The organism is Streptomyces sp. NPDC058697 (assembly GCF_042715345.1).
In the GTDB taxonomy this organism is placed as follows: Bacteria; Actinomycetota; Actinomycetes; order Streptomycetales; family Streptomycetaceae; genus Streptomyces; species Streptomyces liliifuscus.
In genome coordinates this window covers 261,463-281,143 of sequence record NZ_JBHXSU010000003.1, presented here as the reverse complement: position 1 = coordinate 281,143, position 19,681 = coordinate 261,463, and the positions used below count along the sequence as shown (strand labels likewise).

17 protein-coding genes and 1 pseudogene are annotated in these 19,681 nt (G+C 71.2%); 13 read left to right on the top strand and 5 right to left on the bottom strand.

Annotation, left to right across the window (positions count from 1 at the left end; all coding sequences use genetic code 11):
• Positions 1 to 42: 42 nt before the first annotated feature.
• A complete protein-coding gene (locus tag ACFWXQ_RS09135; protein WP_383957197.1) occupies positions 43 to 1,872 on the top strand; it encodes a hypothetical protein in 1,830 nt (609 codons plus the stop codon).
• Positions 1,873 to 2,020: 148 nt separating this feature from the next.
• Here ACFWXQ_RS09135 and ACFWXQ_RS09130 read toward each other — a convergent pair whose 3' ends face one another.
• Positions 2,021 to 2,476, bottom strand: a complete 456-nt coding sequence (locus ACFWXQ_RS09130) for a DUF6299 family protein (RefSeq protein WP_383954963.1) — start codon at positions 2,474 to 2,476, stop codon at positions 2,021 to 2,023.
• 234 nt (positions 2,477 to 2,710) lie between these two features.
• Between ACFWXQ_RS09130 and ACFWXQ_RS09125 the strand changes: the two genes are divergently transcribed.
• The 10 genes and pseudogenes from ACFWXQ_RS09125 (at position 2,711) to ACFWXQ_RS09080 (ending at position 10,688) form a co-directional block, all read left to right on the top strand.
• Entirely contained in the window at positions 2,711 to 2,923 is a 213-nt protein-coding gene (locus ACFWXQ_RS09125) for a DUF5999 family protein (RefSeq protein ID WP_383954965.1), read from the top strand.
• A gap of 133 nt (positions 2,924 to 3,056) precedes the next feature.
• Positions 3,057 to 3,497, top strand: a pseudogene (locus tag ACFWXQ_RS09120) (AMP-binding protein); the annotation flags it as partial.
• A gap of 95 nt (positions 3,498 to 3,592) precedes the next feature.
• Positions 3,593 to 4,435: a PaaX family transcriptional regulator C-terminal domain-containing protein gene (locus tag ACFWXQ_RS09115; RefSeq protein ID WP_383954967.1), complete on the top strand. Its 843-nt coding sequence runs from the start codon at positions 3,593 to 3,595 to the stop codon at positions 4,433 to 4,435.
• A gap of 83 nt (positions 4,436 to 4,518) precedes the next feature.
• Entirely contained in the window at positions 4,519 to 5,412 is an 894-nt protein-coding gene (locus ACFWXQ_RS09110; RefSeq protein ID WP_383954969.1) for a sulfotransferase family protein, read from the top strand.
• Positions 5,409 to 5,861: a hypothetical protein gene (locus ACFWXQ_RS09105; protein ID WP_383954971.1), complete on the top strand. Its 453-nt coding sequence runs from the start codon at positions 5,409 to 5,411 to the stop codon at positions 5,859 to 5,861. Before ACFWXQ_RS09110 ends, ACFWXQ_RS09105 begins: the two co-directional genes overlap by 4 nt.
• Complete coding sequence (locus tag ACFWXQ_RS09100; RefSeq protein WP_383954973.1) at positions 5,858 to 7,132, top strand: glycosyltransferase family 4 protein; 1,275 nt, start codon at positions 5,858 to 5,860, stop codon at positions 7,130 to 7,132. Before ACFWXQ_RS09105 ends, ACFWXQ_RS09100 begins: the two co-directional genes overlap by 4 nt.
• On the top strand, positions 7,129 to 7,701 hold the full coding sequence (gene cysC / locus ACFWXQ_RS09095; RefSeq protein ID WP_383954975.1) for an adenylyl-sulfate kinase: 573 nt from the start codon (positions 7,129 to 7,131) through the stop codon (positions 7,699 to 7,701). The genes ACFWXQ_RS09100 and cysC overlap by 4 nt, the downstream gene beginning before the upstream one ends.
• Before the next feature lie 50 nt (positions 7,702 to 7,751).
• Positions 7,752 to 8,696, top strand: coding sequence for a sulfate adenylyltransferase subunit CysD (gene cysD / locus ACFWXQ_RS09090; RefSeq protein WP_383954979.1), 945 nt, complete (start codon positions 7,752 to 7,754; stop codon positions 8,694 to 8,696).
• A gap of 2 nt (positions 8,697 to 8,698) precedes the next feature.
• Entirely contained in the window at positions 8,699 to 9,928 is a 1,230-nt protein-coding gene (locus tag ACFWXQ_RS09085) for a sulfate adenylyltransferase subunit 1 (RefSeq protein WP_383957463.1), read from the top strand.
• A 307-nt stretch (positions 9,929 to 10,235) separates the two neighbouring features.
• A complete protein-coding gene (locus tag ACFWXQ_RS09080; RefSeq protein WP_143638338.1) occupies positions 10,236 to 10,688 on the top strand; it encodes an ATP-binding protein in 453 nt (150 codons plus the stop codon).
• Positions 10,689 to 10,776: 88 nt separating this feature from the next.
• Here ACFWXQ_RS09080 and argF read toward each other — a convergent pair whose 3' ends face one another.
• Together argF and ACFWXQ_RS09070 are read right to left on the bottom strand one after the other, a co-directional pair.
• Positions 10,777 to 11,784 (bottom strand): ornithine carbamoyltransferase, encoded by a 1,008-nt coding sequence (gene argF, locus ACFWXQ_RS09075; RefSeq protein WP_383952755.1) that lies wholly within the window; start codon positions 11,782 to 11,784, stop codon positions 10,777 to 10,779.
• A gap of 125 nt (positions 11,785 to 11,909) precedes the next feature.
• Positions 11,910 to 13,136: an arginine deiminase gene (locus tag ACFWXQ_RS09070; RefSeq protein ID WP_383952757.1), complete on the bottom strand. Its 1,227-nt coding sequence runs from the start codon at positions 13,134 to 13,136 to the stop codon at positions 11,910 to 11,912.
• 140 nt (positions 13,137 to 13,276) lie between these two features.
• Between ACFWXQ_RS09070 and ACFWXQ_RS09065 the strand changes: the two genes are divergently transcribed.
• Together ACFWXQ_RS09065 and ACFWXQ_RS09060 are read left to right on the top strand one after the other, a co-directional pair.
• The gene (locus ACFWXQ_RS09065; RefSeq protein WP_383952759.1) at positions 13,277 to 14,413 is read left to right on the top strand and encodes an SPFH domain-containing protein; all 1,137 of its coding nucleotides are present in this window, start codon (positions 13,277 to 13,279) and stop codon (positions 14,411 to 14,413) included.
• Positions 14,410 to 15,303 carry a hypothetical protein gene (locus ACFWXQ_RS09060; protein ID WP_383952761.1) on the top strand — a complete coding sequence of 298 codons (894 nt, stop codon included), beginning with the start codon at positions 14,410 to 14,412 and terminating at the stop codon, positions 15,301 to 15,303. Before ACFWXQ_RS09065 ends, ACFWXQ_RS09060 begins: the two co-directional genes overlap by 4 nt.
• A 132-nt stretch (positions 15,304 to 15,435) precedes the next feature.
• Here the strand turns inward: ACFWXQ_RS09060 and ACFWXQ_RS09055 are convergent, their stop codons facing one another.
• Entirely contained in the window at positions 15,436 to 17,979 is a 2,544-nt protein-coding gene (locus ACFWXQ_RS09055) for a polynucleotide kinase-phosphatase (protein WP_383952763.1), read from the bottom strand.
• Positions 17,976 to 19,457, bottom strand: a complete 1,482-nt coding sequence (locus ACFWXQ_RS09050; protein WP_383952765.1) for a 3' terminal RNA ribose 2'-O-methyltransferase Hen1 — start codon at positions 19,455 to 19,457, stop codon at positions 17,976 to 17,978. Before ACFWXQ_RS09050 ends, ACFWXQ_RS09055 begins: the two co-directional genes overlap by 4 nt.
• Positions 19,458 to 19,681 lie beyond the last annotated feature (224 nt).

Sequence of the window (19,681 nt, the reverse complement as noted above, 5' to 3'; positions counted from 1 at the left end):
CGTCCCGCCCGATCTGCCCGCTCTGCCCCAGGAACAGCCTTCATGCGCGTACAGCCGTTCTCCGTGGTCGCCACCGCACCCGCCGGCCCGGACGGTGTTCTCGACGTCCCCCGGAAGCCCGCGTACCGGCCGCTCCGGTTGTGGGCGGGCCGCGTCCCGGTGATCGCGGTCCTCGCCGTCCTTCCGCTGTACGGGGTGTGGGCGACGGTCCTCGCGACGGGCGGCGGCGACCTCGCGGCCCAGTACGCCTGGGCGGGCTTCTTCGCCCGGAACCCGGACTCGGTGTACGGACTGTTCTGGTACGGCGGTACGCACACCGCCAACTACAGCGTGCTGTCCCCTCCGTTGATGGCGATGCTGGGCGTACGGACCGCCTCCGTCCTGGCCGGGGTGGCCGCCACCTGGCTGCTGGGCTCGCTGCTGGAGCGGACCGTCGCCAGGGTGCCGCTGTGGCCCGCGCTGCTCGGCGCTCTCGGACTGTGGGCCAACGTCGCCTCGGGGCGCACCACGTTCGCCCTCGGGCTGGCCTTCGGACTCGCGGGACTGCTGGCCGTGGCGGGCCGTCCGGAGCGGCGGGACCGGCTGACCGGGGGCGCCCTGGGAGCGCTGCTGGCCACCCTGGCCAGTCCGGTGGCCGGGCTGTTCCTGCTGGTGGCCGGTGCCGGGTATCTGCTCGACCGGCGGTACGCCAAGTGCCTCGCCCTCTCGGTGCCGCCCGTCGTCGTCTGCGCGTCGACGGCATTGCTGTTTCCCTTCCAGGGCGAGCAGCCCATGCCCGCGGTCCGCGTGCTGCTGCCCCTGCTGCTGGCCGGCGCGGTGCTGTGGGCGGCTCCCCGCGGGTGGCGGGTGCTGCGGGGCGGGGCGGCCGTGTACGCCGTCGGAGTCGTACTGACCTGTCTCGTCCCCTCGCCCATCGGCACCAACGTGGAACGGCTCGCGGCACTCTTCGCCCCGGCGGTGCTGCTCCTGTGCCTGCGGGGCGCGGCCGGGTCCGGTGACGCCTTGTCCGCCCTGCGGACGGCCTTCGTACGGCGGGCTTTCGTACGGCAGGCCTCCTGGTGGCGGACCTCCGTGTGGCAGGCCTCCTGGTGGCAAACCTCCTCGTGGCAGACCTCTTGGTGGCGGACCTCCCCGCGCTGGGTCGCCCCGGTCGCGCTCGCGCTCGCCGCGTCGGTCGCCTGGACCACCACGACGACCGCCAACGACCTGCGGGTCACCACATCGGTGCCGGCCTGGGCCACGCACACCGCCGGGGTGCTCGCCGAGCTCGACCGGCTCGACGCGGATCGCGACCGGGTCGAGGTGGTGCCCGCCCGCAACCACCGCGAGGCCACCCTCTTCGCGCCGCACGCGCAGCTGATGCGGGGCTGGAACCGGCAGTTGGACGTCGAGCGGGGACGGCTGTTCTACGAGGGCGCGCTCGACGCTCCGCGCTATCACGCCTGGCTGCGCCACTGGGCCGTGGGTTACGTCGTCGTGCCCGACGGGACGCCCGACGGTCCCGCCGAGCACGAGGCCGCCCTCGTCACCTCGGGTCAGGACTGGCTGGAGCCGGTGTGGCACGACGCGTACTGGAGGATCTACCGCGTCCGGGACGCGGAGCCGCTCGTCTCGGCTCCGGCGCGGGTGGTGCGGGCGGGCGAGGCGGCCGTGGTGCTGAGGGTGCCGGGGCCCGGGACGGTGACCGTCCGGGTCCGGTACTCGCCGTGGCTGCGGGCCGCCGGGGCCTGCGTACGGCAGGACGGTCCCTGGACACGGCTGACCGTGCGGCGGGCGGGGCTGTACCGGCTGGACTCCAGCTATGTGGACGGGCCCGCGGACGAGGACGGTTGCCTGCCGGCCGAGGACGGCTCCCGGCAGGGATCGCGGTGACCCGACTCGGACGACCGTGGCCCTGCACGGGCAGCAGCGGCACAGGCGGCAGCGGCACGGGCGGCGGCCGGTGAACCCGAACCGGGCCCGCCCGCCGGTCTCCTGGGACTCGGCGGGCGGGCCCGGCCCGGTACGTGCTCGTCGGCGGTCAGCCGACGAGCGTGATGTCCTGCTGTTGCCTCGCGTGGAAGTAGGGCAGCGGAAGCCCGCCGCCGGAGCGCAGTTCCATCACCGTGGCCTCGACACGGGCGGCGCCCGGCTTGAACCGTCCCGGCTCGGTGCGGTCGGTGTTCGTCCAGCGGTGCTCGGCACCGTCGCAGACCGCGCTGGTGCCCCCGACCCCCTTCCGTGACTTGCCCTCGCCCTGGCCCAGCGAGGAGCTCACGAAGACCGGTCCGCGGCTGCCTGTGCAGCGGTAGGTGCCGGAGAGGGTGACCCTGCCGTCCGCGGCGACACGGCCCGTCGGGTCGATTGTCACCGTCTCGAACGGCGCGGACAGTCGGGAGGGTTCGAGCGAGGGGGCGACCGCGTGCGCGGACGACGGGGCAGCGAGCAGCAGCAGCGCGGCACCGGTGGCTGTGGCCATGACCTGGCGCAATGGCATTGGAGTACCTCCTGGAGTGGGGGTCTCCACAGGTACCGGCCCGGTGTGCTCGCGCGCGTGATCCTCACCCCTTTGGTGGCGAGTCCGCGCCAACCGTCCTGGGCACGTCCGAGTGTTGTCCGCGTGTTGTCACGCTTCCCTTCCCGCTGTTCCGATGAGTTCGCGGCAGGAGGATGGTCTGTCCGTAAGAGGCGGCGACAACGCCGCCGAACCCTTCGCACGTGGAGGTACGCCATGTGTTCCCACCAGTCTTCGTGCCCGCCCGCCGACCGCTCCGAGCGCTCCCACCGCGACGAGGCACACATCGTCTCCGCCCACCCCGAGCAGGGCTGGTATCTGCTGTGCGACGGCGCGATCGTCTTCGACGACACCGGCGCGCTGCTGCCCGACGGCAGTGTCGTCGCCCCGCACCGCGTGCCGGCCGGGCAGCTGACCATCGCGGCCTGACGCTCCCCGGATCCTGCCCGGCGCAGGCCGGGCCGCAGGGCGGCAAGGGCCGGCTATCGCGGCCCATTGACTGCCGTCAAGAAGCCGATACGCTCCTGGTGCGACCCCACCACGACAAGGGGGGCGAACCACCATGGAGCCCAGGAACCTCAGGAACCCCCGGGACGTCGACACCTTCCCGCGCGACAGTCTGCCGCCGCCGGACCAGTGGCCCGAGCTCCGCTTCGACCTCCCGGAACTGCGCCCGGAACTGCGCTTTCCCGAGCGCCTCGACTGCGCCGTGGAGCTCCTCGCCCACACCGCCCCGGACCGCCCGGTCTTCCGTACCGCCTCCGGTGACACCTGGACGTACGGCGAGCTCCGTACCCGCGTCGACCGCGTCGCGCACGCCCTGACCGGCGAACTCGGTGTGGTGCCCGGCAACCGCGTCCTGCTGCGGGGGCCCACGACACCCTGGCCGGCGACATGCTGGCTTGCTGTCCTCCGGTCGGTGGACGACCTGGCGAAGGCGGAGATCCCCGGCCTCCGGATCACCACGTACGGCGACGACTCCCCCGACGACCTCCTGAACCGGGCGTCAACCCGGCACGTGCGGAAGGCGGTTCCGTACGAACGGAAAACGATCCCGTGCCCGCGGAAGGTGATCAAGCGTGATGGTGACGATCTAGAGTGATCAACGTGTCCGAGCAGCACACTCCCCGGTCCCTCATCGTCACCTTCTACGGCGCGTACGGCCGCTTCGCCCCTGGTCCCGTACCCGTGGCCGAACTGATCCGGCTTCTCGCCGCGGTCGGCGTGGACGCGCCCTCCGTGCGTTCGTCGGTGTCCCGGCTCAAACGCCGCGGGCTGCTCGTGCCGGCGCGCACGGCGTCGGGCGCGGCCGGGTACGTACTGTCGCCGGACGCGCGGCAGCTCCTCGACGACGGCGACCGCAGGGTCTACGCGGCCTCACCCCCCGAGGACGACGGCTGGGTGCTCGCCGTGTTCTCCGTGCCCGAGTCCGAGCGGCAGAAACGTCACGTACTGCGTTCCCGTCTGTCCGGTCTCGGTTTCGGGACGGCCGCCCCCGGGGTGTGGCTCGCGCCGGCCCGCCTCTACGAGGAGACCCGCCACACGCTGGAACGGCTGCGGCTCGACGCGTACGTGGAACTGTTCCGCGGCGAGCACCTGGGCTTCGCGGCGACGGCCGACGCGGTCGCCCGCTGGTGGGACCTGGCCGCGATCGCCAAGCAGCACGAGGCGTTTCTCGACGCCCACGCGCGCGTGCTGCACGACTGGGAGGCGCGGGACGACATCCCCGAGGAGGAGGCGTACCGCGACTACCTGCTCGCCCTGGACACGTGGCGCCATCTCCCGTACGCCGATCCCGGGCTGTCTCCCGCGCTGCTGCCCGAGGACTGGCCGGGCGCGCGCTCGGCGGCCGTCTTTCGGGCGCTGCACGAGCGGCTGCGGGACGCGGGGGCGGCCTTCGCGGGCGTGCCGGAGAGCGCCCCCAAACCCGAAACCATGTGACACCGGCCACACTCTGGACCGCTAAGGCAACGCTCAGGCTGCTCAGTCCCTCTTCTCATAATCCTTACCTAGCGTCGTGACGCATGAGTCTGATGCGCAGTCTGAACCGGGCGCTCTCCGCCACCACCGGCCTCCAGGTGCGTAGGGCCACCGCCGTCGCGCCGCCCCGGCCGAAGAAGACGGCGGCGAAACCCGGGAAGCGGCCCACGCCGGTGTACCGATGTCCCGCGCCCGTGGACCTCGCCACGGACCGGCTGCTTCGGGAGCCGGTCTTCATCATGTCGCCGGTGCGTTCCGGCTCGACCCTGCTGCGGATGCTCCTGAACGCGCACTCACGGTTCCACTCTCCGCACGAGCTGCACATCCGCCGCCTGGAGGTCGACTTCGGCAGCAGGCTGTCGCAGCGCGCGATGAGCGCCCTCGACCTGGAGCGCGGCGATCTGGAGCATCTGCTCTGGGACCGGGTCATGCACCGCGAACTGGTCAGGTCCGGCAAGGACTTCATCGTCGAGAAGACGCCCAGCAACGCGTTCGTGTACCGGCGCATCCGGGACTGCTGGCCCGACGCCCGCTTCGTCTTCCTGCTCCGCCACCCGGTGTCCATCGCCCGGTCCTGGCACGAGGGCGACCCCGGCAGGCGGACCTTCGACGAGGCCGCCGCCGACGCGCTGCGCTACATGCGGGCCGTCGACAACGCCCGCAAGGGGATCACCGGCGGCCACACCCTGCGCTACGAGGACATCACCGCCGGCCCCGAGAAGGAGATGGCCCGCCTCTGCGCCTTCCTGAACGTGGACTTCGAGCCGTCGATGCTCGACTACGGCAGGAAGGACGACACACAGGTAGCGAAGGGCCTCGGCGACTGGCGGGACAAGATCCGCACCGGCCAGGTGCAGAGCGGCCGGGCCCTGCCCGCCGAGGACGAGATACCGGAGATCCTGCGACCGATGTGCGAGGCCTGGGGCTACACCTCGTGAAGCCGCACGCCGAGATAGCCGAGGTCTGGCCGCGCGACGGGCGCGTCAGACTCGTCGGACACATCCACGGGCACCCCGCCGAGGGCGAGTGGCGGCTGCTGCTCACCCTCCGGAGCCACGCGGAACAGCGCCTCGACTATCCCGCGCAGGTGAAGGGCGACCGTTTCGAGGGCGAACTGCCCGTCGCCGACCTGGCGGCGGCGACCGGCACCGCCGACACCGCCGAAGCCGGGATCGGGGCCAGGGCCGGGATCGAGGTCGAGGAGTGGGACATCCATCTCACCGACGGCGAGGTGGAGTTGCGGGCCGGACGGCGGCTCGACGACATCCACGGCAAGAAAAAGATCATGGTCTTCCCCGAGCAACGGGTACGCGGCTTCGGCGTGCGTCCGTACTACACGGTGAAGGACAACCTTTCGCTGGAGTGCCGCACGGGAGCCGCGACATGACGATCCATCAGATCGGAGGGCGGCCCAAGGTCCGCTATCTGCTCCTGCACGCGTACGGGCGCGGCGGCACCATCCGCACGGTGATGAACCAGGCCAACTCCCTGGTGCAGGCGGGCTGGCAGGTCGAGCTGGTGAGCGCGCTGCGCCGCCGTGACGACCTCCAGTTCCCGCTCGACCCAAGGGTGACGGTCACAACGGTCGTCGACCTGCGCGAGGAGGCGCACACCCCGCCGTCGGGCCTGGCCGGCCGCTGGCAGGACTGGCGCCGGGGCCGGCTCACCGGGCAGCCCGCGCGGCACATCCCCTCCGGCGAGTTCGGCTACCGCTACTTCAACCGGTATGTGGAGCAGCGGCTGATCGCGTACCTCTCCTCGCTGTGCGACGGGGTGCTGGTGACCACGCGGCCCGCGCTCAACTTCCTGGCCGCGGAGCACGCGACGGGCGGCGTGGTGCGTGTCGCGCAGGAGCACATGAACCACGGCACGCACAAGCAGGACGTGCGGCAGCGCATCCGGGAGACCTACGCGCGCTTCGACGCGGTCGCCGTCCTGACGGAACGCGACCGCGAGGAGTACGAGCAACTGCTGCCCGGCACCCGGGTCGTACGCATCCCCAACGCCGTGCACTCCCTCGACCAGGTGCCCTCGGACCACCGCTCGAAGATCGCGGTGGCGGCGGGCCGGCTCTTCCCGCAGAAGGGCTTCGACCTGCTGATCCCGGCGTGGGCGAAGCTCGTCGAGACCTACCCCGACTGGCAGTTGAGGATCTACGGCAGCGGCGAGAAGAAGGCCGAGCTGCGCGAGCTCATCGAGGAGCACCACCTCTACAACCACGTGTTCCTGATGGGCCACACGGACCGGCTCGACGACGAACTCGCCAAGGCCTCCTTCTACGTGCTCAGTTCGCGCTTCGAGGGGCTGCCGATGGTGATGATCGAGGCGATGAGCCACTCGCTCCCGGTGGTGAGCTTCGACTGCCCGACCGGGCCCTCGGACGTGCTCACACACGGAGTCGACGGTCTGCTGGTCGCGCCGGAGGACCCCGACGCGCTCGCCGACGCCATGGCCAGGCTGATGGGCGACCGGGCGCTGCGGGCGGACATGGGCGTCGCCGCCGTACTGACGGCGGCCTCGTACGGACCGGACGCCGTGCACCCCCGCTGGGAGGCCCTCTTCCGCGAACTCCACGAGGTTCGCGAACTCCACGACCTCCACGAACTTTCCGACCAACGGCACCGCGTCGCGGGCGCCTCGAAGGGACAGCGCGCATGACCACCACGGCCAGGGGCCGTCAGAAGCCCCCCACCGCCCAGGGAGCCACCATCTGGCTCACCGGGCTGCCGAGCGCGGGCAAGACGACCATCGCCCGCTTCCTCGCCGGCCGGCTGCGGTCCGAGGGACACCGCGTGGAGGTCCTCGACGGCGACGAGATCCGCCGCTTCCTCTCCGCCGGCCTCGGCTTCTCCCGCGAGGACCGCAACACCAACGTGCAGCGCATCGGCCTGGTCGCCGAAGTCCTCGCGCGCAACGGGGTGCTGGCGGTGGTACCGGTCATCGCGCCGTACGCCGACAGCCGCGAGGCGGTGCGCAAACGGCACGAGGCCAGCGGCACGCCGTACATCGAGGTGCATGTCGCCACTCCGGTCGAGGTGTGCAGCGAGCGGGACGTGAAGGGTCTGTACGCGCGGCAGGCGGCGGGGCAGCTGACCGGCCTCACCGGGATCGACGACCCGTACGAGCCGCCGCTGGACCCCGCACTGTCCCTGGAGACGCAGTCGCAGACGCCCGAGGAGTCGGCGGACGCGGTGCACGCGGTGCTGACGGCCAGGGGGCTCGTGTGACACCGGGCCCGACGACCGCCGACCCGACCACCGACCCGACCGCCGACCGTATGCACGCGCTTCCGCAGCACGCCCTTGCGCAGCAGGACGCGCTCCCCCGGCACGCGCTCTCGCATCTGGACGCTCTGGAGTCCGAGGCGGTGCACATCTTCCGCGAGGTGGCGGGGGAGTTCGAGCGGCCGGTGATCCTGTTCTCCGGCGGCAAGGACTCCATCGTCATGCTGCACCTGGCGCTCAAGGCGTTCGCGCCCGCTCCGGTGCCGTTCTCGCTGCTGCATGTGGACACAGGACACAACTTTCCGGAAGTCCTTGAGTACCGGGACCATGTGGTGGCCGCACATGGGCTGCGGCTCCATGTGGCCTCCGTACAGGACTACATCGACCGGGGTGTGCTGAGGGAACGCCCGGACGGGACGCGTAACCCGCTGCAGACGGTGCCGCTGACGGAGAAGATCCAGGCCGAGCGGTTCGACGCGGTGTTCGGCGGCGGACGCCGGGACGAGGAGAAGGCCCGCGCCAAAGAGCGGGTGTTCTCGCTGCGCGACGAGTTCTCGCAGTGGGACCCGCGCCGCCAGCGGCCCGAGCTGTGGAACCTCTACAACGGACGCCACGCCCCCGGCGAGCACGTCCGCGTCTTCCCCCTGTCCAACTGGACCGAGCTCGACGTCTGGCAGTACATCGCCCGCGAGGGCATCGAGCTGCCGGAGATCTACTTCGCGCACGAGCGGGAGGTCTTCCAGCGGGCCGGCATGTGGCTGACCGTCGGCGAGTGGGGCGGCCCGAAGGGCAGCGAGACCGTCGAGAAGCGACAGGTCCGCTACCGGACCGTGGGCGACATGTCCTGCACGGGTGCCGTCGACTCGGACGCGGTGACCCTCGACCAGGTCATCGCCGAGATCGCCGCCTCCCGGCTCACCGAGCGCGGCGCCACCCGCGCCGACGACAAGATGTCCGAGGCCGCGATGGAAGACCGCAAGCGCGAGGGGTACTTCTAAAGATGACCAGCACCACCGTGGACACCCTGCGGTTCGCGACCGCCGGGTCCGTAGACGACGGCAAGTCCACCCTGGTCGGCAGACTGCTGCACGACTCCAAGTCGGTCCTCACCGACCAGCTGGAGGCCGTGGAACACGCCTCCCGCAACCGCGGCCAGGACACACCCGACCTCGCACTGCTCACCGACGGCCTGCGCGCCGAGCGCGAGCAGGGCATCACCATCGACGTGGCCTACCGCTACTTCGCCACCGCCCGGCGCCGGTTCATCCTCGCCGACACCCCCGGACACGTGCAGTACACCCGCAACATGGTCACCGGCGCCTCCACGGCCGAACTGGCGATCATCCTGGTCGACGCCCGCAACGGCGTCGTCGAGCAGACCCGCCGCCACGCCGCGATCGCCGCGCTGCTGCGCGTCCCGCACATCGTGCTGGCCGTCAACAAGATGGATCTCGTCGGATACGAGGAGAAGGAGTTCGAGCGGATCGTCGAGGACTTCGCGGGCCACGCCGCCGAGTTGGACCTGCCCGGTTTCACACCGATCCCCGTGTCGGCCCTGGCGGGCGACAACGTGGTGGACCGCTCGACGCGCATGGACTGGTACGAGGGTCCGGCGCTGCTCCGGCATCTGGAGTCCGTCCCGGCCGGCGGCGACCGCTCGGGCGAACCCGCGCGCTTCCCCGTCCAGTACGTGATCCGGCACGCCGAGATCCGTTACTACGCGGGCCAGTTGGCCTCCGGCTCGCTGCGCGTGGGGGACCGCGTGACGGTCCACCCGTCCGGCGAGACGTCCACGATCACCGGCATCGACGTACTCGGCGAGGACGCGCGGGAGGCGTACGCCCCGCAGTCACTGACCCTGCGCCTGGCCGACCAGCGCGATGTCTCGCGCGGCGACATGATCACGACCGGGGCGGACGTGCCCGCGCTCACCCGGGACGTCCGGGCCGCCGTCTGCCATCTGGCCGACCGTCGACTGCGGGTCGGAGACCGGGTCCTGGTCAGGCACACGACCCGTACGGTCAAGGCGATCGTGAAGGAGCTGGGCGGGGCCGCCGAGCTGGCCGCCAACGACCTGGGCGGGATCACCCTGCGCACCGCCGAGCCGCTCGCGCTCGACGACTACGCGGACTCGCGCCGCACCGGAGCGTTCATCCTGGTCGACCCGGCGGACGGGGCGACGCTGACGGCCGGGATGGTCGATCTGGGGGAGGCCGGCTCGCCCGCGTGAGCCGGTCTCCCCCACGCCCACCACCCGTCCGTCCGGACAGGGCCGTGGGAGGTCAGGCACCGACGTGCCTGGCCTCCCACGGCCCTGTTTTGTTTTGGTGACTTCCGTCATGGATGCGCGACAACGCGGTCACGGAGTCACGACTCGTCGATAGGCCGGTAACGACGGGTGCAGAACGCGGGATGCGGACCGTTCACCTGGGTAAGCAGCCCGATACCAGGTCGAACGTCCCGAAAAAAGCCCGCCGAGCGCCTCTGTCCGGTTGCGTCGTACCATTCCTAAAGTTGAAAGCAGGACATCCTGCTCCATGAACGGACCCGCCTTGCACGATCCCCACGCTCCAGCCTCCTGGCGCATCGCTCTACCGCACACCGCTGCGGCAGTGCCTGTTGCCCGTGCCCTGGTCCGTACCGCGCTCGCCGAGCTGGAACACGCCGCCGACAGCGACACCGCCGAACTGCTCACCGCGGAGCTGGTGGCGAACGCCGTGGAGCACACCAAGGGCGACCGGCCCATAGAGCTGGTCGTGGAGCTGCTGCCGACCGGCTGCCAGGTCGAGGTGCACGACCCGGACCCGGCCCCGCCGGGCGATCTCACGATCCCCGACCCGTCGGGCGAGCCCGACCCCTGGCAGGAGCACGGCCGCGGGCTGCTGCTGATCCGCGCCCTCAGCTCGTCGTGCGGGCACCGCCCCACGGACTCCGGGAAGGCGGTCTGGTTCAGACTGCCGGTGGTGCCGCACCAGCGGAACCCGCTGTAGCGCAGGCGTCACCCGCCGCGCCCGCCGCACCCCTCGCAGCCGTCACGGCCCTAGCGACCCTCACAGCCCTTCACAGCCCTCACAGCCCTCAGGCGAGGGTCGCCACCAGCATCGCCTTGATCGTGTGCAGCCGGTTCTCCGCCTCGTCGAAGACGACCGAGTGGGCCGACTCGAAGACCTCGTCGGTGACCTCCAGCGAGTCCAGGCCATGCCGCTCGTGAATGTCGCGGCCGACCTTGGTGCCCAGGTCGTGGAAGGCCGGCAGACAGTGCAGGAACTTGACGTCCGCGTTGCCGGTGGCCCGCAGGACGTCCATCGTCACCGCGTACGGGCCGAGGGCGACGATGCGCTCGTCCCAGACCTCCTTGGGCTCCCCCATGGACACCCAGACGTCGGTGGCGACGAAGTCGGCGCCCGCGACCCCCTCCGCGACGTCCTCGGTGAGCGTGATCCGCGCCCCGCTGCGCACGGCGAGCTCGCGCGCCCGCTCGACGATCTCCTCGGCCGGCCAGTAGGCCTTCGGCGCGACGATCCGTACGTCCATGCCGAGCAGCGCGCCGGTGACCAGGTAGGAGTTGCCCATGTTGAAGCGCGCGTCGCCGAGGTAGGCGAAGGCGGTCCGGTTCAGCGGCTTGGTGGTGTGCTCGGTCATCGTGAGGACGTCGGCGAGCATCTGCGTCGGGTGCCAGGCGTCGGTCAGACCGTTGTAGACGGGCACGCCCGCGTGGGCGGCCAGCTCCTCGACACCCTCCTGGCTGTCCCCGCGGTACTGGATCGCGTGGAACATCCGGCCGAGCACCCGCGCGGTGTCCTTCACGGACTCCTTGTGTCCTATCTGCGAGCCCGAGGGATCGAGGTAGGTGGTGGAAGCTCCCTGGTCCGCGGCCGCGACCTCGAACGCGCAGCGCGTGCGCGTCGAGGTCTTCTCGAAGATCAGCGCGATGTTCCGGCCCCGCAGGTACTGGGTCTCCGTCCCGGCCTTCTTCGCCGCCTTCAGCTCTGCGGCGAGCCCGATCAGGCCGCGGAACTCCTCCTCCGTGAAGTCCAGCTCCTTCAGGAAGTGGCGGCCGGCGAGGGCGTACGGGACTGTCGCCATGGGGGCGCTCCAGGGTTACGTAAACAGGGACTCTTGGAATTCTATACGATGGTCCACATTTCTATACGGAATAATTGTCGAGACGTAGGACTCACTTTCGAGGCCCCGGACCTCCGGTTCGGCCGCTAGCCGACCGGATCCCGCACCACCGGACAGCTCATGCACCGCGGACCGCCCCTCCCCCGCCCCAGCTCGCTGCCGGGGATCTCGATCACCTCGATGCCCTGCTTGCGCAGATGCGTGTTCGTGGTCTGGTTCCGCTCGTACGCGACGACGACGCCCGGCTCGACCGCGAGGACGTTGCAGCCGTCGTCCCACTGCTCGCGCTCGGCGGCGTGGACGTCCTGCGTGGCGGTCAGCACGCGGATCCGGTCGAGCCCCAGCGCGGCGGCGATCGCGCGGTGCATGTGCTCCGGCGGATGGTCGGTGACCTTCAGCTCCTTGTCGCCGACGCCCGGTTCGATGGTGTACGAGCGGAGCATGCCGAGCCCCGCATACTGGGTGAAGGTGTCGCCGTCGACCATCGTCATCACCGTGTCGAGGTGCATGAGGGCGCGCTTCTTGGGCATGTCGAGCGCCACGATGGTCTGCGCCGAGCCGGTGGCGAACAGCTTGTGCGCGAGCATCTCCACGGCCTGGGGCGTCGTCCGCTCGCTCATCCCGATGAGCACGGCGCCGTTGCCGATCACGAGCACGTCGCCGCCCTCGATGGTGGACGGGTAGTCGGCCTGCCCCTCGGACCAGACATGGAACGGCTCGTCCTGGAACAGCGGGTGGTGCCGGTAGATCGCCTCGAAGTGCACGGTCTCGCGCTGGCGGGCGGGCCAGCGCATGGCGTTGATGGAGACGCCGTCGTAGATCCAGGCGGAGGTGTCGCGGGTGAAGAGGTGGTTGGGGAGGGGGCCGAGGAGGAAGTCGTCGAGCTCCATGACGTGGAAGCGCACGGAGGTCGGCTCGGGGTGCGCCTCCAGGAACTCGCGCTTGGTCATACCGCCGACCAGCGCCTCCGCCAGCTCGCCCGCGGGCAGCGACTCGAACGAGGCTCTGAGGTGGTCGGTGGCCAGCGGCCCGTACTCCTTCTCGTCGAAGACCCTGTCCAGGACGAGCGATCTGGCCGCCGGGATCGCCAGGGCCTCGGTCAGCAGGTCGCCGAAGAGGTGGACGGTGACTCCGCGGTCGCGGAGCACGTCGGCGAAACCGTCGTGCTCCGCGCGGGCCCTGCGCACCCACAGCACGTCGTCGAAGAGCAGGGCGTCCTTGTTGCTTGGGGTGAGCCTTTTGAGCTCAAGATCCGGCCGGTGCAGGATGACGCGGCGCAGCCGCCCGGCTTCGGAGTCGACGTGGAATCCCATGCCTCCATCCTGACCACCGGTGACCGTCTTCACCCCCCGGTCGACCGTTTCCGCGTTTTCTCGTTCTCGTCCCCTTGACGATTAAAGGTGGCGGCGATTATCGTCGTGTTGACGAAAATGAATGAGGGGGACGCACACACATGGCCGACATCACCCGGCGCCTGGGCTGGCGCCATCTGCGCGGTGCGCCGACGGCACACGTCCGGCACCACCGGGGCGGCAAGCTGCTGCACGACGGGCCGGGACTCAGCTTCTGGTTCCGCGCGCTCACCGCGGCACTCTCCGAAGTCCCGGTCGACGACCGGGAGTTGGCGATGACCTTCCACGCCCGTACGTCCGACTTCCAGGACGTGGCGGTGCAGGCGACGGTCACCTACCGGGTCAGCGACCCGGAACTCGCCGCCGCCCGGCTGGACTTCTCCATCGACCCGGACACCGGGGTGTGGCGGGGCGCGCCACTGGAACAGCTGGGCACGCTGCTCACGGAGACGGCCCAGCAGCACGCACTCGACGTCCTCGCCCGTACGACACTGTCGGCGGCCCTGGCCGACGGGGTGGCGGCGGTCCGCGAGCGCGTCGCCGCCGGTCTGGGCGCGGAGCCCCGCCTGCCGGCCACCGGTATCGAGGTGGTCGCGGTGCGCGTGGTGGCGCTGCGCCCGGAGCCCGAGGTGGAGCGCGCCCTGCGCACGCCGGCCCGGGAACTGATCCAGCAGGAAGCCGACCGGGCCACGTACGAGCGCCGGGCGGTGGCCGTCGAGCGGGAGCGGGCCATCGCCGAGAACGAACTGGCCAGCCAGATCGAACTCGCCCGCCGCGAGGAGCAGTTGGTCGACCAGCGCGGCACGAACGCCCGTCGCGAGGCAGAGGAGCACGCGGCGGCGGACGCGGTACGGGCGGGTGCGGAGGCGGCCCGGACGGTACGGCTTGCCCAGGCGGAGGCCGAGCGGTCGGTGAAGCTGGCGGAGGCGGAAGCGGAGCGGTCGGTCAGGCTCACCGAGGCCGAGGCGGCACGCACCGTGAAACTGGCCGATGCCGAGGCCGCCCGGTCCGTACGGCTCGCTCGTGCCGAGGCCGAGGGTGCGCGCGAGGTGGGCGAGGCACGGGCGCAGGCCCAGGCGGCGTGGCTGCGAGTGCACGGCGAGGTGGACGTGGCGACCCTGCACGCCCTCACCGGGACACGGCTCGCGGAGAACCTGCCGAACATCGAGAGCGTGACGGTGTCGCCGGACGTGCTCACCGGGCTGCTCGCCAGGTTCGGGACCGGAGAGCGGGCGTGAGTCTCGCACCGCGGATCGTGGTGGTCCATCGGACCACGGAGTACGCCGAGTTGGTGGCCCACCACGGCACGCACGGACAGGCCGCGTTCTTCCTCTCCTCCCGGGGCCGGGACATCGCGGAGATCGCCGAACGCCATCACCGAACCCGGCGCGCGCTGACCGACGTCACCTCGGCGATTCCGCTGACCTGGCGTCAGACGCTGGTCGAGCGGCGCGACTTGGACCGTTTCCTGTTCGCGCCGGAGGACGTGGTGGTCGTGGTCGGCCAGGACGGTCTGGTGGCGAACGTCGCCAAGTACCTCGCCGGCCAGCCGGTGTTGGGCATCGACGCCGACCCAGGCCGCAACCCTGGTGTCCTGGTCCGGCACCGCCCTGCGGACGCGCCGACTCTGCTCCCGGCGGCCCTCACCAGTGCCGTCGAGGAACTCACCATGGTGGAGGCCGTCGCCGACGACACGCAGCGGCTGGTCGCGCTCAACGAGATCTATCTCGGCGCCGTCGGCCATCAGACGGCCAGATACCGCCTGGGCCTGGAGGGCGACGGGGGTGTTGTCGAGGCCCAGGCGTCCTCCGGGGTGCTGGTGGGAACCGGCACCGGGGCGACCGGATGGCTCCGGTCGGTGTGGCAGGAGCGGGGCAGCTCCCTGCCCCTGCCACGCCCCACGGAGGACCGCCTGGTGTGGTTCGTCCGCGAGGCATGGCCGTCACCGGCGACCGGCACGTCCCGGGTCGCCGGCCAGCTCTCGGCCTCGTCCCACCTCAGCCTCACCGTCGAGTCCGAACGACTGATCGCGTTCGGGGACGGGATGGAGGGAGATGCGGTGGAACTGACCTGGGGGCAGACCGTGCGGGTGGGGGTGTGCGGGGAGCGGTTGCGGTTGGTGGGCTGAGACGCCCACCCGCTGCGCGGCGGCTGGAGCGGTCGGCTCGGCAACTGAGGTTCAGCCGGGGGACTTTGAGGCTGCGGACCGGTAGCTCCGGTGGGGAGGCCGCCACGCCGCCTCCCCACCCTCGGTGGATGCCTACAACCGCGGGTCCACCGGCTCCGACTCCAGCGCCAGCACCCCGAACACCGCCTCATGCACCCGCCACAGCGGCTCCCCCTCCGCGAGCCGGTCCAGGGCCTCCAGGCCGAGGGCGTACTCCCGCAGCGCCAGCGACCGCTTGTGGTTGAGGAAACGGCCGCGCAGGCGGTCGAGGTTCTCGGGACGGGTGTACTCCGGTCCGTAGATGATCCGCAGGTACTCCCGGCCCCGGCACTTGATACCGGGCTGCACCAGCCGCCCGTTCCCACCCCGCACCACGGCCCGATCGGGCTTGACGACCATGCCCTCGCCGCCGCGGCCGGTCATCTCCAGCCACCAGTCGACCCCGGCCCGCACCGACTCGGGATCCCCCGTGTCGACGAAGAGGCGCCGAGTGGTCTGAAGGAGCCCGGACGGGTCGTCCGCCACCAGCCGGTCGATCAGCGCGAGCTGCTCCTCGTGCGGCAGGGCCGCGAGACTCCGGCCCCGCACGGCGAGAATCTGGAAGGGCGCGAGACGAACACCGTCGAGACCGGACGTGGTCCAGCAGTAGCGCCGGTACGCGTCGGTGAACGAGGCGGCGTCGACGGCCCGTTCGCGCTGCTTGGTCAGCAGCTCCTGTACGTCGACACCACGCGCCGCGGCGCCTTCGAGCGCGGCCACCGCTCCCGGGAAGACAGCTCCGGCCGCCGCACCCACCGCGGCGTACTGCGAGCGCAGCAGCCCGGAGGCCTTGAGCGACCAGGGCAGCAACTCGGCGTCGAGCAGCACCCAGTCCGTCTCCAGCTCCTCCCACAGACCCGCCTCGGTGACGGCGGCCCGCACCCGCCCGAGGATCTCCTCGGTGACGGCGGAGTCGTCGAAGAAGGGGCGCCCGGTACGGGTGTAGAGCGCGCCCGACACCCCGGTCGCGCCGAACCGCTCGCGCGCGGTCTCCTCGTCCCGGCAGACCAGCGCCACCGCCCGCGACCCCATGTGCTTCTCCTCGCACACGACCCGCGCGACCCCGTCGGCCGCGTACTGCGCGAAGGCCTCGACCGGGTGCTCCAGATAGCCCTCCACCTTGGAGGTCGCCGTGGGTGCCATGGTCGGCGGCAGATACGGCATCAGCCGCGGGTCCACGGCGAAGCGGCTCATGACCTCCAGGGCCGCGGCCGCGTTCTCCTCGCGTACGGAGACACGTCCGGCGTGCCGGGTCTCGACGACCCGGCGGCCGTGCACGTCCGCGAGGTCCAGCGGACGCCCCTCGTGTCCGCCGGGCGCCTCGGAGGCCAGCGGCTTGGTCGGCTCGTACCAGACCCGTTCGGCCGGTACGTCGACGAGTTCGCGCTCCGGCCAGCGCAGCGCGGTGAGCTTGCCGCCGAACACGGCACCGGTGTCCAGGCAGATGGTGTTGTTCAGCCAGGTGGCCTCCGGGACGGGAGTGTGGCCGTAGACGACGGCCGCCCGGCCCCGGTAGTCCTCGGCCCACGGGTAGCGCACCGGCAGCCCGAACTCGTCGGTCTCGCCGGTGGTGTCGCCGTACAGCGCGTGCGAGCGGACCCGGCCCGACGTACGCCCGTGGTACTTCTCGGGCAGTCCCGCGTGGCAGACGACGAGCCGGCCGCCGTCGAGGACGTAGTGGCTGACCAGCCCGTCCACGAACTCCCGTACCCGCTCCTTGAATTCGTCGCTCTCGCCCTCCATCTGCTCGATGGTCTCGGCGAGGCCGTGGGTGTGCTGGACCTTGCGGCCCTTGAGGTAACGGCCGTACTTGTTCTCGTGGTTGCCCGGCACGCACAGGGCGGCGCCCGAACCGACCATGGACATCACCCGGCGCAGCACGCCCGGGGTGTCCGGGCCGCGGTCCACGAGGTCGCCGACGAACACGGCCGTGCGGCCCTCGGGGTGCACGCCGTCCGCGTACCCCAACTTGCCGAGCAGCGACTCCAGTTCGGAGGCGCAGCCGTGGATGTCGCCGATGATGTCGAACGGACCGGCGAGGTGGGTCAGGTCGTTGTACCGCTTCTCGGTGCGGACCTCGGCGCTCTCGATCTCCGCCACACCCCGCAGGACGTGCACCTTCCTGAACCCCTCGCGCTCCAAGTGCCGCAGGGAGCGCCGGAGTTCACGGGTGTGGCGCTGGATGACGCGGCGCGGCATGTCGGCGCGGTCGGTGCGGGAGGCGTTGCGCTCGGCGCACACCTCCTCGGGCACGTCGAGCACGACGGCGATGGGCAGTACGTCGTGCTTCCTGGCGAGGTCGATGAGCTGCTTACGGCTCTCCTGCTGCACGTTGGTCGCGTCGACGACCGTACGCCGACCCGCCGCGAGGCGCTTGCCCGCGATGTAGTGCAGGACGTCGAAGGCGTCGCCGCTGGCGCTCTGGTCGTTCTCGTCGTCGGCGACGAGGCCGCGGCAGAAGTCCGACGAGATCACCTCGGTCGGCTTGAAGTGCCTGCGGGCGAAGGTGGACTTGCCCGACCCGGACGCGCCGATCAGCACGACGAGGGACAGGTCGGTGACGGGCAGGGAACGAACCTTGTCGTCGGTACTGGTCATGCGGCCTTCTCCTCCTTCGTGTTCTGGTCCTTCGTGTTCAGGGCGCCCACCGTGAAAACGGCCATCTGTGTGGGCGGTCCGACCTCGGGGTCGTCCGGTCCGACCGGCACGAACTCCACGCCGTACCCGTGCCGTTCGGCCACCGTCCCCGCCCAGCCGCGGAACTCCTCGCGCGTCCACTCGAAGCGGTGGTCGCCGTGCCGGACATGGCCGGCGGGGAGGGTCTCCCAGCGGACGTTGTACTCGACGTTCGGCGTCGTCACGATGACGGTCCTCGGGCGCGCCGAACCGAACACCGCGTACTCCAGGGCGGGCAGCCGCGGCAGGTCGAGGTGCTCGATGACCTCGCTGAGCACGGCGGCGTCGTACCCCTTGAGCCGCTTGTCGGTGTAGGCGAGCGAGCCCTGGAAGAGCTGGACGCGCTCGGACTGCCGCTCGCCCATCCGGTCCAGCTTGAGTCGCCGCGAGGCGATGGTGAGCGCGCGCATCGAGACATCGACCCCGACGATCTCGGTGAACCGCGTGTCCTTGAGCAGCTCCTGCACCAACTGGCCCTGCCCACAACCCAGATCGAGGACCCGTGCGGCATCGGTGCCCTTCAGCGCGCCGACGATCGCGTCCCGCCGCTGGACGGCGAGCGGTACGGGCTTCTCCTCGGTGTCCGTCTGCTCGTCGACGGCGTTGTCGATCTCCTCGACCACGCTGTCGTCCGTCTCCGCGAGCCGGACGAGTTCGAGGCGCTCCATGGCCTGCCGGGTCAGCGACCAACGGCGGGACAGATAGCGGCTGGTGATCAGCTTCTGCTCCGGGTGCTCCGGCAGCCAGCCCTCCCCGGCCCGCAACAGCTTGTCGACCTCGTCGGACGACACCCAGTAGTGCTTGGCGTCGTCGAGCACCGGCAGCAGGACGTACAGATGCCGCAGCGCGTCGGCGAGCCGCTGCTCACCCTCCAGTACGAGGCTCACGTACCGCGAGTCGCCCCACTCGGGGAACTCGGTGTCCAGCGCCACGGGTTCGGCACGCACCGTCCAGCCGAGCGGCTCGAACAGCGCCCGTACGAGATCGGCGCCGCCGCGCGCCGGCAGTGCGGGCACCTCGACGCGCAGGGGCAGCGGGCGCGCGGGCAGGTCGGGCTTCGCCTGGCAGGTGCCCTTCATCGCGCTGGAGAACACGCTGCTCAGCGCCACGGCGAGCAGGGACGAGGCGGCGTACGGCCGGTCGTTGACGTACTGCGCGAGAGCCGCGTCCGGGGCTCCGCCGCGGCCCTTGCCCTTGCCGCGCCGGACCAGTGCCACCGCGTCGACCTCCAGCAGCAGCGCCGCCGTGCAGCGCTCCACACTCGCCTCGGGGTAGACGACATGCGCCTTGCCGTAGGAGGTGGAGAACGCCTGCGCCTTGTCGGGATGCTTGTGCAACAGGAAACCGAGGTCGGTCGCGGGGCGGTCTGGGGTGCCAGAGGTACTGATCGTCAGGAACACGGTGGTCTGCCTCGAAACGTCTTTCAGAACCGCTTCTGAACTGCGGAAATCGGGGGTGCCGCCGTCCGGCACCGTGCCCAACGTACAGCCAACCTCTCCGGAGAAGTCAGGCATTTTCCGTCCCCCGCGTACGGCAGGCGAGCGGCTCCCGGGCTGCACGCGGGTGGCTTCCGGGCCGTACGCGGACGGCTCCCGGGCCGATCGGACCGGACGCCTGGCCGGTC